At 35.6% G+C, this 15,104-nt stretch carries 14 protein-coding genes; 13 read left to right on the forward strand and 1 reads right to left on the reverse strand.

Features of this window, described 5'->3' with window-relative positions; genetic code table 11:
• Positions 1 to 272: 272 nt before the first annotated feature.
• From CS937_RS15030 to CS937_RS15085, 12 genes are all read left to right on the forward strand, one after another.
• On the forward strand, positions 273 to 1,964 hold the full coding sequence (locus CS937_RS15030; protein WP_099159290.1) for a peptide ABC transporter substrate-binding protein: 1,692 nt from the start codon (positions 273 to 275) through the stop codon (positions 1,962 to 1,964).
• 297 nt (positions 1,965 to 2,261) lie between these two features.
• Entirely contained in the window at positions 2,262 to 3,194 is a 933-nt protein-coding gene (locus tag CS937_RS15035) for an ABC transporter permease (protein ID WP_099159291.1), read from the forward strand.
• A 3-nt stretch (positions 3,195 to 3,197) separates the two neighbouring features.
• Positions 3,198 to 4,121 carry an ABC transporter permease gene (locus tag CS937_RS15040; RefSeq protein WP_099159292.1) on the forward strand — a complete coding sequence of 308 codons (924 nt, stop codon included), beginning with the start codon at positions 3,198 to 3,200 and terminating at the stop codon, positions 4,119 to 4,121.
• A gap of 15 nt (positions 4,122 to 4,136) precedes the next feature.
• Positions 4,137 to 5,168, forward strand: coding sequence for an ABC transporter ATP-binding protein (locus CS937_RS15045; protein WP_099159293.1), 1,032 nt, complete (start codon positions 4,137 to 4,139; stop codon positions 5,166 to 5,168).
• Complete coding sequence (locus tag CS937_RS15050; RefSeq protein ID WP_099159294.1) at positions 5,161 to 6,180, forward strand: ABC transporter ATP-binding protein; 1,020 nt, start codon at positions 5,161 to 5,163, stop codon at positions 6,178 to 6,180. Before CS937_RS15045 ends, CS937_RS15050 begins: the two co-directional genes overlap by 8 nt.
• Positions 6,181 to 6,540: 360 nt before the next feature.
• The gene (locus CS937_RS15055) at positions 6,541 to 7,515 is read left to right on the forward strand and encodes an ABC transporter ATP-binding protein (RefSeq protein ID WP_099160081.1); all 975 of its coding nucleotides are present in this window, start codon (positions 6,541 to 6,543) and stop codon (positions 7,513 to 7,515) included.
• Positions 7,512 to 8,531: an ABC transporter ATP-binding protein gene (locus CS937_RS15060; protein ID WP_099159295.1), complete on the forward strand. Its 1,020-nt coding sequence runs from the start codon at positions 7,512 to 7,514 to the stop codon at positions 8,529 to 8,531. The genes CS937_RS15055 and CS937_RS15060 overlap by 4 nt, the downstream gene beginning before the upstream one ends.
• Positions 8,532 to 8,558: 27 nt before the next feature.
• A complete protein-coding gene (opp4A, locus tag CS937_RS15065) occupies positions 8,559 to 10,301 on the forward strand; it encodes an oligopeptide ABC transporter substrate-binding protein (protein WP_099159296.1) in 1,743 nt (580 codons plus the stop codon).
• Positions 10,302 to 10,334: 33 nt separating this feature from the next.
• Complete coding sequence (gene opp4B, locus CS937_RS15070; protein WP_099159297.1) at positions 10,335 to 11,300, forward strand: oligopeptide ABC transporter permease; 966 nt, start codon at positions 10,335 to 10,337, stop codon at positions 11,298 to 11,300.
• 108 nt (positions 11,301 to 11,408) lie between these two features.
• Positions 11,409 to 12,245, forward strand: a complete 837-nt coding sequence (gene opp4C, locus CS937_RS15075) for an oligopeptide ABC transporter permease (RefSeq protein ID WP_425445483.1) — start codon at positions 11,409 to 11,411, stop codon at positions 12,243 to 12,245.
• A 116-nt stretch (positions 12,246 to 12,361) separates the two neighbouring features.
• Positions 12,362 to 12,973: a hypothetical protein gene (locus tag CS937_RS15080; protein WP_099159299.1), complete on the forward strand. Its 612-nt coding sequence runs from the start codon at positions 12,362 to 12,364 to the stop codon at positions 12,971 to 12,973.
• A 405-nt stretch (positions 12,974 to 13,378) separates the two neighbouring features.
• Positions 13,379 to 14,140: a 3D domain-containing protein gene (locus CS937_RS15085; RefSeq protein ID WP_099159300.1), complete on the forward strand. Its 762-nt coding sequence runs from the start codon at positions 13,379 to 13,381 to the stop codon at positions 14,138 to 14,140.
• Positions 14,141 to 14,239: 99 nt separating this feature from the next.
• Here CS937_RS15085 and CS937_RS19550 read toward each other — a convergent pair whose 3' ends face one another.
• The gene (locus CS937_RS19550; protein WP_176555853.1) at positions 14,240 to 14,377 is read right to left on the reverse strand and encodes a hypothetical protein; all 138 of its coding nucleotides are present in this window, start codon (positions 14,375 to 14,377) and stop codon (positions 14,240 to 14,242) included.
• A 186-nt stretch (positions 14,378 to 14,563) separates the two neighbouring features.
• On the opposite strand from CS937_RS19550, the gene CS937_RS15090 reads away from it, so the two are divergent.
• Positions 14,564 to 14,947, forward strand: a complete 384-nt coding sequence (locus tag CS937_RS15090; RefSeq protein WP_099159301.1) for a hypothetical protein — start codon at positions 14,564 to 14,566, stop codon at positions 14,945 to 14,947.
• Positions 14,948 to 15,104 lie beyond the last annotated feature (157 nt).

The raw sequence follows: 15,104 nt of genomic DNA on the forward strand, positions 1-15,104 counted from the left end.
AAAGCAAAAATATAATGTTTTTTAAAAAAAATTACAAGATATTTTTGAGGAAATGACTTTTCGCCATATTTGTCTAAGATCTATACCGTGGAAGGGTTTTCAAAGTTTCACAGTACGAAAGATTCTACTTTCGAAATAAATTGAAAGACAATTGCTAATAATTTTTTTAGAAAATCTAATGAAATATTTTTGAAATAATAGTATAATGTTGATTGCAGATAATTTGAATTGTCTGTCAAATAAAACAGAGATTACTAGGGAGGGTCAAATTAATGAATTGGAAGAAATGGTCTTTACTTTTAGCACTAGTATTTGCTATGAGTATCTTCCTTGCTGCTTGTGGCGGAGATGATTCTGAAACAAGTAACGAGGGTGGGGATGATACAAATACTGCAGAAGAAGGTAACAGTGGGGAAGAAGGGGACAGTGGTGAAACAGCACTTGCTGCCGATCAAACGTTTAACGTTAACATTAAAACTGAACCACCTTCATTACATCCAGGGAAAGCATCTGACACTACATCAAGTGCCGTGCTTGACCAAATTTTCGAAGGTTTAACTCGTATTAACCAGGACGGTGAGCCTGAGAATGCAATGGCTTCTGATATCCAAACTTCAGAAGACTTGAAAACATACACATTCACAATTCGCGACGGTGCTACATGGTCGAATGGTGACCCTGTTACAGCACAGGACTTCGAATATGCTTGGAAGTGGGTATTAAACCCAGAAAGCCCTGATACAGATTATGCTTATCAGTTATATCCAATTAAAAATGCCGAAAAGGCAAAAGCTGGTGACGTTCCATTAGATGAAGTTGGTATTACAGCTAAAGACGATAAAACATTAGTTGTAGAACTTGAACAGCCAACACCATATTTCTTACAATTAACAGCATTCCACACTTACTATCCAGTAAATAAGAAAGCTGTTGAAGGAAATGATGAATGGGCTACAGATGTTTCAGAGAGTTATGTAACAAACGGACCATTCACGATGGAATCATGGGCACATAAAGACCAAATCGTTCTAAAGAAAAACCCTGATTACTGGGATGCAGAAAATGTAAAACTTGAAACAATCAACATGTTTATGGTTGAAGATGAAAATACAGAATTACAAATGTACAAAAATGGTGAGTTGGATTGGGCGGGTTCACCAACTGGATCAATTCCACTTGCTGCAATTCCATCACTTAAAGAAGATGGATCATTAAATATCTCACCTAAAGCAGGTATTTATTACTACTCATTCAATAATGAAGTAAAACCATTTAACAATGTAAATATCCGCAAAGCATTTGCTTTAGCAATTAACCGTCAAGGTATTGTTGACAGTATTACAAAAGGTGAGCAACAACCAGCAATGGCTTTAGTACCACCATCAATCTTTGAAGAAAACAAAGAAGGTTACTTTAAAGATAATAATGTTGAGAAGGCTAAAGAACTATTGAAAAAAGGTATGGAAGAAGAAGGCATTGATGAATTACCAGTAATCAAGGTTACGTATAACACTGATGAAGGTCATGCTGCAATCGCTCAGGCTATCCAAGATATGTGGAGAGAAAACCTTGGCGTTGAAGTAGAACTTAATAACGAAGAGTGGAACGTATTCTTAGATACAATGGGTGAAGGTAATTATCAAGTTGGTCGTATGGGCTGGATTGCAGACTTTAACGACGCTATCAACTTCTTGGAAATCTTCCAAACTGTAGGTGGAAACAACTACACTAACTGGGAAAATGAAGAGTATGCAGAATTGTTGAAGAAATCTAGAACAGAAACAGACCCTGCTGCTCGTAGAGAAATCTTACGTGAAGCTGAAGCACTCTTTATGGAAGAAATGCCGTTAGCACCAATCTATTTCTACACTAACTTGTGGTTGAATAAAGATTATGTGAAAAATATCGAAGTTTCTCCAATGGGTAGCTTCAACCTTAAATGGGGTTATATTGCAGAACATTAAGAAATAGATTTAATTATTTGAACGAGCAATTAAATATGAGGTATATAGATTGATTATCTATATACCTTGTATTGATGCTTATGGATTATATTATCAGATAGTTTACAACAGCATGAATTAAACTCCTTTGATGCAATTAATGAAACAGCGTCAACTTTTCATTAAATTGAACAGTACGCTGCCAGTATTTTATTGTTTACTACGAATAAACAGTAAAATAATGCAATTTAACTGTTAAGGGGGTGATTATTATCACTCCTATTTTTTTCGGAGGAAGGAATTTTGGAGGTGTAACTTTTGGCTAGGTACCTGCTAAAACGTTTAGGGTTTATTATCGTTTCATTGTTTTTCATCGTAACAATCACGTTTTTCTTAATGCAGGCAGCACCAGGTGGACCGTTTGCGTCTGAAAGAAAACTGCCACCTGTAATTGAACAGCAAATGAATGAACAATATGGATTAGATGATCCATTATACGAACAATATTTTGATTATCTTGTTAATATCGTACAGTGGGATTTCGGTCCATCTTTTAAATATGTTGGACAAAGTGTAAATGATATTATTAGCAGAAGTTTCCCTTACTCATTGATTTTGGGAGCAGAAGCTATATTCCTTGCATTATCTATCGGAGTATTATTAGGTGTTATTGCAGCGCTGAAACATAATAAGTTTGGTGATTACTTTGCAATGGTTATAGCCGTACTCGGTATATCTGTACCAAGCTTCATCTTGGCATCTGTTTTACAATATGTTTTTGCAGTAAAATTGCAGATGCTACCGGTGGCCAGATTTGAGTCGTTTGCACATACCATTTTACCTGCAATCGCATTGGCAACAACACCACTGGCGTTCATTGCTCGATTGATGCGATCAAGTATGTTGGATGTGCTTCATTCCGATTATATTAAAACAGCAAAAGCAAAAGGTTTAAACGAACGAGTTGTTACGTATCGACACGCAATACGTAATGCGATTTTACCAGTAGTATCTTACCTAGGACCGTTAGTTGTAGCGATTCTTACTGGAAGTTTTGTTATTGAAAGTATATTTGCAATACCAGGTTTAGGAAATGAATTTGTTGTTAGTGTAACAAACCGAGATTATACCGTAATAATGGGAACTACTGTATTCTTTAGTGTCCTTCTATTAGTTTCAATATTAATAGTCGACTTGATTTATGGATTAGTCGATCCTCGGATTAAAGTAGCCGGGAAGGGGGACAAGTAAGCTATGGAACAAGTAAACTTAAAAAATAGTGATTTTGAAAGACTCGAAACAAGACATGACGATGCTGAAAAAATAGCTGGTGAAAGTACCTCCTTTTGGAAGGATGCTTGGCGCCGCTTTAAGAAAAATAAATTAGCTCTAGCAGGGGTTGTTGTAATTATTATCTTAGGAATTATGTCGTTTCTAGGCGGACCGATTTCTGGAGAGAATTACTATGAAAATGACCTTATTGGATCAAATCAACCTCCATCTTCCGAACATTGGTTTGGAACTGATGCACTCGGACGGGACATGTTTGCTAGAACATGGTATGGAGCGAAGATTTCTTTATTCATCGGTTTAATGGCAGCCTTTATTGACTTAATTATCGGTGTTATTTGGGGTTCAGTATCAGGCTTTTTCGGCGGAAAAATTGACGAATATATGATGCGTATTGCCGATATTTTATATGGTGTACCATATTTGCTAGTCGTTATTTTGCTTATGGTTATTATGCCTCAGGGACTTTGGACACTGATCATCGCCATGACCATAACAGGGTGGATTAACATGGCAAGGATTGTTCGTGGACAGGTTATGCAATTGCGATCGGAAGAATATGTAATGGCATCGCAATCACTTGGTGCTAGTAATGTACGAATATTATTTAGACACCTTGTACCAAATACGTTAGGACCAGTACTAGTTACGTTAACACTAACAATTCCGAATGCTATTTTTACGGAAGCATTTTTAAGCTATCTAGGACTTGGTGTTCCAGCACCGTTAGCTAGTTGGGGTACGATGTCATCAGATGCATTACCGGCACTACAATATTATCCGTACCAGTTGTTCTTCCCAGCATTTTTTATCTGTTTAACCATGTTAGCATTTAATATTATTGGTGATGCAATGAGAGATGCACTAGATCCAAAAGAACGCAAGTAAGGAGAGAAAAGAGAAATGGATAAAATTCTTAAAGTAAATGATTTATCCGTATCGTTTGACACATATGGCGGAGAAGTTAAAGCTGTTCGTGGTGTCACTTTTGAACTTGATGAAAAAGAGACATTGGCAATTGTCGGTGAGTCTGGATCAGGTAAAAGTGTGACTGCACAGTCAATCATGCGGTTAATCCCGACGCCTCCTGGTAAATTTGCTAGTGGATCAATTGAATTTAATGGAGAAAGTATTCTCGATAAATCCGAAAAGCAAATGGAAGGTATTCGCGGTAAAGATATAAGTATGATCTTCCAGGATCCGATGACATCGTTGAATCCTACGATGACAGTTGGTAAACAAATAGCTGAAGGTTTAATAAAACATCAGAATATGTCGAAAAAAGAAGCACATCATCGCGGGATTGAGTTATTGAAGCTTGTGGGAATTCCAAATCCGGAAGCACGTATTAAACAATACCCACACCAATTTTCAGGTGGTATGCGTCAACGTGCAATGATCGCCATTGCGTTAGCGTGTAATCCTAAAATTCTAATCGCTGATGAACCAACAACAGCATTAGACGTAACCATTCAAGCACAGATTCTTGATTTAATGCGTGATCTTCAGGAACAAACAGGAACAGCTATCGTTCTAATTACACATGATTTGGGTGTAGTTGCAAATGCTGCACACCGTGTAGCTGTTATGTACGGTGGGAAAGTTGTCGAAACAGGTAAAGTTGATGAAATATTCTATAATCCTAAGCACCCATACACATGGGGACTTCTAGGTTCAATGCCGAAACTTGAAGGTAGCGGTGATGAAGAATTACAGGCTATACCTGGATCACCTCCTGATTTAGCTGACCCGCCAAAAGGGTGTCCTTTTGCAGCACGTTGCCCGTATGCTATGAAAGTGTGTGAAGAACATATGCCGGAATACACGGAGCTTTCTGATACACAAAAAACGGCATGCTGGTTGCTTGATGAACGTGCACCAAAAGTTGAACCCCCTGAATCTGCAGTAGTAGGAGGTTCGAAAGTTAATGGATAATAATAAAGAAAAATTGCTTGAGATAAAAAACCTAAAAAAACATTTTAAAATGGATCGTAACAATTATTTAAAAGCGGTAGATGATATTAGCTTTGATATTTATAAAGGTGAAACATTTGGTTTGGTGGGTGAATCTGGTTGTGGGAAGTCCACTGCCGGGCGCACAATCCTTCGTTTATATGAAGCTACAGAGGGTGCAGTTAACTTTCAAGGCGAAAATGTCCATGCTAAAAAGTCTAAGAAAGAATTAAAGAAATTTAATCGTAGTATGCAAATGATTTTTCAGGATCCATATGCATCATTAAATCCAAGGATGACAGTTAAGGATATTATTGCTGAAGGAATGGATATTCATGGTCTTGTAAAAAGTAAACAACAACGTACAGATCGTGTAAATGAGCTACTGGAAACAGTAGGCTTAAATGCAGAGCACGGAAATCGTTATCCACACGAATTTAGTGGTGGGCAACGCCAACGTATTGGTATTGCGCGTGCACTTGCAGTTAATCCCGACTTTATCGTAGCAGATGAACCGATTTCTGCGTTAGACGTGTCTATTCAAGCACAGGTAGTTAACCTATTGAAAAAATTACAACGTGAACGCGGGCTAACCTATCTATTTATTGCCCATGATTTATCAATGGTTAAACACATTAGTGATCGTGTAGGGGTAATGTATTTAGGGAATATGGCAGAGGTAGCTACAAGTGATGATTTGTATGCTGAGCCACTTCACCCGTATACTCAAGCGTTACTAAGTGCGATTCCTATTTCAGATCCTGAAGTAGAGCGTAGTAGAGAACGTATCATTGTTGAAGGTGATGTTCCAAGTCCTATCAATCCACCAAGCGGATGTCGTTTCAGAACAAGATGCCCAATGGCTATGGAAGTTTGTTCTAAAGTTACTCCAGAATGGCAAGAATATTCAAAAGATCACTGGGTAGCATGTCATTTATATAACGATAAATATAACGACGAAAATAAAGCAAGACAAAACTTAACAAAAGTGTAAGTGTTTTATCGCTTAAGTTGGATGAAAATAGACCCATTATTAATATAATGGGTCTATTTTTTTGTATAAATTCAGTGCTTAATTACATTATTTAACAATTAATTATAGGTATAAAGACGCAAAATTAAGAAAAATGTAACATAAAAGTAGGAGAAAGCCTTGTTAAAAATCAGAAAATAATATATACTTTAAAAAATTGTTGATATGTTACAAGGATGTGACATATCCTTTAATAAGTTCATTATTACAAGTTTATTTATTTGAATATTAGGAATTGCGCTTGAAGGAGGAGAAGAGCAGTTGATACAAAATCAGCACGATAACGACTTGCTCCGGCTAAAGAATTTACATACCGGATTTATGATTGACGGTGAATTACATAATGCAATAGTAGATGTAAATTTTAATGTGAAACCTAAAGAAGTTGTTTGTGTTGTTGGAGAGTCTGGTTGCGGTAAAAGTGTAATGTCTTTATCTATTATGCAATTATTACCTAAGTTAAATTCTAAGATATCAGCTGGGGAAATTCTTTTTAATGGAGAAGACTTAACGAAAAAAACAGATAAAGAAATGAATAAAGTAAGAGGTAAAGACATTGCGATGATTTTCCAGGAACCAATGACTGCTTTAAACCCAGTTTTTACGGTAGGTTCTCAATTACAAGAAGTTTTATTTAACCATTTAGAAATTACTAGCAAAGATGCTCGTGAAAAATCTATTGAATTAATGCGTCAAGTTGGAATTTCCCGTCCCGAAAAAATAATTGATGAATACCCACATCAGTTATCAGGCGGTATGCGTCAACGCGTAATGATAGCAATGGCAGTTGCCTTACATCCAAAGTTGTTAATTGCGGACGAACCAACAACTGCTTTGGATGTTACAGTGCAGGCACAAATACTAGAACTTTTAAAAGATATACAGGAAAAAGAGGATATGGCAATAATGCTTATTACACATGATTTAGGTGTTGTAGCAGAGATGGCACATAAAGTAATAGTTATGTATGCTGGGCAAGTTGTGGAAACATCTGATGTAATTAAATTATTCAAGAATCCTAAACATCCATATACAAAAGCATTGCTTAACAGTATTCCAAGAATGGATCGAGATGAAGAAAAATTAAACACAATTGGTGGTGTCGTACCATCACTTGAAAACATGCCGCAAGTTGGTTGTAGATTTGCTGGAAGATGTCCAAAAGCGTTTGGTGATTGTACAAAGGTGACACCAAAAATTGCAGAAGTATCTGATGGTCAAAGTGCCAGATGCCTCCTTTATGAAGAATGCTATCCAGAAAACCACATAAATGAAAAGGAGGAAATCAAGTTATGAGTCAACAGGTTCAATTAGATGAGAAAAAGGATATACATGTAGATAAAGAAGTGCTACTTGAGGTTAGAAACTTAAAAAAATATTATCCTGTACATGCTGGTTTCTTTAAACGTAAAGTTGGAGATGTAAAAGCTGTTGACGATATTTCCTTAACACTAAAAAAAGGAGAAACCTTTGGACTAGTTGGTGAATCAGGTTGTGGTAAATCTACTGCGGGTAGAACAATATTGCGCTTAACTGAATCCACTGATGGTCAGGTGATATTCGATGGAAAGGACATAACAAATCTAAGCGGATCTTTATTAAGGGAAAAGAGACAAGATTTTCAAATGGTATTTCAAGACCCATATGCTTCACTAAACCCTAAAATGATGGTTGGCCATTTAGTAGATGAACCTATTAGAAATTATACCAATAAATCACATAAACAATTGAAAACAGAGGTTGAAGAGTTACTAGAACGTGTGGGTTTGCGTGCAGAAGATTATTTTAAATATCCTCACGAGTTTTCTGGGGGGCAAAGGCAGCGTATTGGGATTGCGAGAGCGCTAGCATTAAATCCAAAGCTAATTGTTGCCGATGAGCCAGTCAGTGCTCTTGATGTGTCAATTCAATCGCAAGTACTAAATTTGTTAAAAGAACTACAAGGTGAATTTGACTTAACATATTTATTTATCGCTCATGATTTAAGTGTTGTGAAACATATGAGTGATCGAATAGGTGTTATGTATTTAGGTCATATGGTTGAGGTAGGTGATAAAGACGCCATATATAAAGAGCCATTGCATCCTTACACTCAAGCATTAACTTCTGCAATTCCGGAGCCAGATCCATTAATAAAAAAAGAGAGGATTATCTTAGAAGGAGATGTACCAAGTCCACAAAATCCACCAACTGGATGCGTTTTCCATACACGTTGTCCGGTGGCAATGCCAAAATGTAAAGAAATTATTCCTCAATTGAAGGAGGTGAGGCCTAATCAACAGGTCGCATGCCTTTTGTACGATAAGGAATAAAAATAAATTAACAAGGGGGAATTTTAGATGAAAAAGAAATTCTGGTTTTTATTAACATTATTGTTTACCCTGTCAATTGTTTTGGCAGCCTGTGCAGATAATTCTTCAGGTGATGGAGAAAAGGATGCTGAGTCCACTAAAGGATCTGATACTGAAGATGCAGATGCAGGCGAGCCAAAAAAAGGAGGAAAAGTAACTTTTGCGTTCACCTCGCCGTTCCAAGGAATACTTGAACGAGGATTATATGAAGGTGAAGATGATGATCTTATACTTAACTTTATGATGGACTCATTAGTTGACACTAATGATGCTCTAGAACCGGAACCGGGTATGGCAGATTATGTAATTGATGAAGAAAATAATACAGTTACATTCACAATAAAAGATGGAATTAAATGGCATGATGGCGAGCCATTAGTCGCTGAGGATATAGCTTATGCTTATGAAGTTATTGCACATCCTGATTATCCTGCTACACGTTTCTCGAACGTTTCCATGATTGAAGGTGCTCAGGAGTATCACGATGGAAAAGCTGATAGTATCTCTGGGATTGAAATCGTTGATGATAAAACAGTTGTTTTAACATTAACTGACATTGCTCCTAATACAATGTCAAATCTATGGAGCTATCCAATGCCAAAACATTATTACGAAGGTATTCCAGTTGCAGAGTTAGCAGAATCTGATCAAGTTCGTAAAAATCCAATAGGTACTGGTCCATTTAAAGTGACTAACATTGTTCCTGGTGAAATGGTTGAATTAGAGAAAAACGCTGATTATTGGCAGGGAGAACCATACTTAGATGGCGTTGTTTATAAAGTCGTTGATGCTTCACTTGCTACTGGTCTTTTAGAGAATGGTGAAGTGGATTTAATGGCTATTCCAAGCAGTCAATATAAGGAAATTAAAGAACTTGATAACATAAAATTATATGAAGAAGCTTCACTTGGTTATTCATATATTGGATTCAAATTAGGTCATTGGGATAAAGAAAATGAAGTAAATGTAATGGATAATCCTAAATTTCAGGACAAAAAATTACGTCAGGCAATGGCATATGCACTTGATCGCCAAGGAATGCTAGATTCATTCTCTAATGGTCTAGGTGAACTAATAGAAGCACCAATGCCTCCAGTAAGCTGGGCAAAAGCTGATGAATCAGAACTTACAACGTACAGCTACGATCCAGAAAAAGCTAAAGAATTATTAGATGAAGCGGGATATGTTGATACAAATGATGATGGATGGCGTGAAGATCCAGAAGGCAACGAATTCACTGTAAACTTTGATGCAATGTCAGGTTCGGATATCTCTGAACCACGTGCGCAGTATATATTACAGAATTGGCAAGATGTTGGTATTAATGCAAAATTAAATGGTGGATTAAAAGAGTTTAATTTATTCTATGATGTTGTTGAAAATGACGATCCATCTGTAGAAGTGTTCATGGGAGCGTGGGGGCTTGCAAGTGATCCAGACCCTACAGGATTATGGAAAAAAGATGACTTCTGGAACTTTGCTCGTTGGGCAAACGAAGAATCTGATAAATTAATCGAGGAAGGCATCAGTGATAAAGCATTTGATAAGGAATATCGCAAGCAGGTGTATGTGGACTGGCAAAAACTTGTTAATGAAGAATTGCCTAACATTTTCTTATATGCTCCAGTTGATGTTTATGCAGCAAATAAACGTTTACAAAATGTTCATACTAACTCGTTTACATCACAAGTAGATACTCATCTTTGGTGGGTAACTGACGCTGCTGAGTAGGAAAAACAATTTCAAAAATAAGGGGAAAATAATATGCTCGTTTACACATTACGCAGAATAGCTATCATGATACCCATTATTTTCCTTGTCTCTGTAGTGGTATTCTTCCTGGCAAATATGATGCCAGGAGATGCCCTATCGGGGAAAATTGATCCATTAAATTCAGATCCACAGTACATTGCAGATATGCGTGAAAAATTAGGCTTAAATGATCCTATATACGTACAATACGGACACTGGATTAGTGGCTTTTTGCAAGGAGATTTTGGACAATCATTCGTGCATAAATTACCCGTATCTGAATTAGTTTTATCTAGATTACCTAATACAATCTTATTAGCTGTAATAGCTATGTTTATTACATACATAGTAGCATTTTTGATGGGTAGATATGCGGGACGCCGCCCCAACACAACCGGGGATTATGGTGTTCAAATATTGAATTATTTAGCTTTAGCAATGCCTAGTTTTGTTGCAGCTTTACTACTTATTTACTTTGTATCCTTCCAATTGGGATGGCTACCTGCTTCTGGTAGTATTGGTTCGGGTATAGAGCCTGGGACATGGGATTATATAGTAAGTAAAATTAAACACGCTGTATTGCCGTCACTATGTTTAGGATTATTACCAATTGCGAGCTACACACAATTTTTACGAAATGACATGATAGAAAGCGCTCAGAAAGATTATGTGAGAACTGCACGTGCTAAAGGAACTCCAGAGAAGAAGATATACAATAAGCATATTTTACGTAACTCGGTAATTCCAATAGTAACTTTACTAGGCTTTGATTTAGCAGGTATTATTGGTGGGTCTGTGATTATTGAAACTATATTTACATATCCTGGTGTAGGACAGCTGTTTATTGATTCAATAAGTAATCGAGATTATACAGTGGTTATGGCAATCACTATGTTACTGACAGTAATGACGCTTATTGGTAACTTAATTGCCGATATATTATATGCAGCAGTTGACCCTAGGATTAGATTAGATTGATGGAGGAGGGCTAAGATGGATCCAGTTTCACGACAACTACATGAAGAACCAACCCCTCCAAATTTAGACGCTAATAGGAAGCCAATAAAAAGAGGACAATCGCAATGGATGATTGCCAGGAGGAGACTTCTTCACAATGTACCAGCAATGATCAGTATTGTGTTTCTGTTTATTGTTACAGTATTATCCCTTTCCGCATCCATCTTAACTGATATTGACCCTGCTAGAATTAACCCAATGCTTATTGACGCAAAACCCTCTGCAGAACATTGGTTAGGGGCAGATAATGCAGGAAGAGATATTGTAACTATGCTATTATATGGTGGGCGAACTTCACTATTAATTGGTTTTTCATGCACAGCCATTATTATTTTTCTTGGTACACTTATAGGAACAGTTTCAGGTTTCTATGGTGGTAAAGTTGACAGTATTTTAATGCGCTTTACTGATTTTATGATGAACTTTCCATTCCTAGTGTTTGTTATCGTAGTTAAAACAATATTTATTGATACAGGTGTATTAGCATTAATTCTTGTAATAGGTTTCCTTGGCTGGACTGGTGCAGCTAGGGTAGTTCGAAGCAAAGTAATGTCAGAGAAAGAGAATGAGTATATTTTAAGTGCTATATCTATAGGAACAAAACCATCAAAAGTAATGTTAAAACACTTATTACCAAATGTAATGTCAACAATAATTGTACAGGCAACGCTGTTACTTGCCTCAATGATTGTGGTTGAAACAGGTTTAAGCTTTATTGGTTTTGGTGTACCTCCTGATGTTCCTAGCTGGGGGAACATGCTACAAACGGCACGGAATCCTGGGACATTAAGTGAAAAATGGTGGATTTGGATACCACCGGGGTTAGCAATTACATTTACGATTCTTTCAATCAACTTTATAGGAGAAGGATTTAAAGATGCTTTTAATCCAAAGTCTTCTAAGTAAATGAATGAGCTGTATCTGATTAAAAAACAATATTAATACTAGCCTGAGTCAAATTTTAATTGACTCAGGTTTTTTTAAGCTATATGTCATATTTCGAAGGGGAAAGGTGGATACTGATGTTCAGAAAGAAAAGAAATTCACATGAACTAGTACCAATTTTTGTTGCAATTGCACTTATTTTAAGTTTTTCAAGCATCTTTGCGCCATTTGTTATTATTACAATTATTCAAGATTTTTTCTTTAAACAAGTACCAAATATATGGTTTTTTCAATCACCGGTGTCTAGTTATGTTATTGCTGGTGTGGCATTTCTTTATTTAGGAATTGTGGTAGGGATCCTTGCTTATTATCAAAGTCGTATTAAAGGAAAAAAGCTTTTTAAATCGTTAGGAACTATAATTGCATTTGTTCCAGGAATAGTTCTGATATATTTAACTGTAAATCAGTACTATTATTTTACTAATGAAGGGATATATCAAAATGACCTATTTACTATTGAAGAAGAATTGTATCAGTGGGAGGAAATCGAGAAAGCTATAGTAGTGTCAAAATATAATAAAAAAAACAGTGAAGTAAAATTATCAGAACTCCAATTAACTACTAAAGATGGTGAAACACTTTCCTATAGCTATAACAGAGAGCTTATCAAAAATCAATATTACATTCGAAATGTTTTAGAAGATAACAAAGTTGAGTTAGAACAGAACTTGGAAGGAAAAGAAAACTAAAAAGCTTTTTATTAGTTGTGTTAAGAAATAAAAGGTTGCGTTTAATAACTTTTACCTTATATACAAATTGAGAAAAATATAAACATAAAAGAAGCCACAGATTGTGGCTTCTTTTATGTTCTATTGTTGTAAAATTGACTGCATATGGGATTAAGATTCACTTAGAGTGTTGATTAACTAATAGTAACAATAGTATATAAAAAATTTCACATTAGTACCGTAATCTGGGCGTTTTACCCTACCTTATGTAACATTACAAGACTTTTGTCACGTTTCTATTATATTTGTAATAAATTCTAGTAATCTTGGTAATGCTTGTAATAGACTCTTAAAAGTCTTGTAACTGCATTGCCTATTTTCCTGTGATAGTATAGGCAATGTTAGAATTTAAGGAGGGACAATCCTATGAAGAAATTAGTAGCAGCACTTGCTACAAGTGTTATTATTGCTGGCGCAGCTGCATCAACTGTTTCAGCGGAAGAACATAAAGTCCAAAAAGGAGATAACCTTTGGGACATTGCTGACGAATACGATACTACCGTAGAAGATTTAATTGATATAAATGAACTGAAAACAACTGTCATTCACCCTAAACAAAAACTATTTATTAATGAAACGTATATGGTTGAAAAAGATGATACATTAATAGATATTGGTAAAAAGTTTGATGTTACGGTAGAAGATATTAAAGAATGGAACGATCTAGAATCTAATTTAATAGTAATTGGTCAAGAAATTGAAATAAAAGGAAAAAATGTTGTACAAAAAGATAAGCCAAGTAATAAAATCGCAAAAAAATCAAATAAAAATGAAAGTGCAAATACACAAAAGACTTCTACTAAAGAATCAAAGAGCCAAGAGGACGATTCACCCGAGGGCAAAACAATTAGTGTAAAAGCAACAGCATATACAGCTGATTGTGATGGGTGTTCTGGTGTTACATCAACAGGTGTAAACTTAAATGAGAATCCAAATGCAAAAGTAATTGCAGTGGACCCAAATGTTATTCCACTTGGTTCAAAAGTGTATGTTGAAGGATATGGCTATGCAACTGCTGCAGATATTGGTGGTGGAATCAATGGCAATGAAATTGATATCCATGTTCCAACAAAAGATGACGCCTATAACTGGGGCGTACGCACAGTAGATGTTACCATTATAAAATAAAATAGTAGTTTACTAGATTTAACGTCAGCAATTAAGGATTAAGGAAAGCCTCTATAATTAGATGCTTTCCTTTTTTATATAATAAATAAACATCATTTTCTATTGTACATGAATGGATGTTGTATGGTTGGTGTTTTGTTCAATTGTGTCGTCAGATTTGGAAACAGTTTGCGAATAACCCACAATTCCAAATCCAATGATCATTATTAAAAATAGTACGATTAACAGCTTTTTCATTACATTCCCCTCACTTTATTCGTTCTATTTCATAGTATATAAAAAAATTTACTTCTAAACCATTGATTTTGGTGACAAATAAAAGGTAATTCTTACAAATTTGAAAGGTTCAAGGTGAAATTTAGTAGACGAACATGCTTGAAAACATTAAGATTAATATAATATGTAATTACATAGGAGAGGATGGTGAACGAATTGGTACAAAAATGGGGCGTTGGAGGACTATTAATTATCATTGCAACTGCACTTTATATCGTTAGCTTATTATTTCCATGGTCACATGTGCTTGCCTTTATGAGTATGAATGGTTTTCAGCATGATGGCTATATTGTTTTAATTGTATTTGCGTACCCACTTTATACTGTTTTATCTGGTAAGACGATGGCTAGATTTTTTGGATTGGGATGTTCCATCATAGCAGTGATCTTTTTATTATATTATATGTTCAATTTGTCTGAAGACTATTTAGGTACATCAATAAGTACTGCTGGTTCGGGGTTGTACATTGCAATTTTGTCAGCAATTATACTTTTAATTGGTACAATCTTAAAAATAAGAGAAGTTAAATAGTTAAAAACCTTCTGTATGGATACAGAGGGTTTTTTCTTTCCGTACATGTATGATTGGTGTTAATCGGTTAAATAATACAGGTTAATAAAAATAAATAATATAGTGTACTTCCTAAGTAAACATTTTTTATATTATGTGTTAAACTATGATTAAAATA

The organism is Virgibacillus ndiopensis (assembly GCF_900187325.1).
In the GTDB taxonomy this organism is placed as follows: domain Bacteria; phylum Bacillota; class Bacilli; order Bacillales; family Amphibacillaceae; genus Virgibacillus_E; species Virgibacillus_E ndiopensis.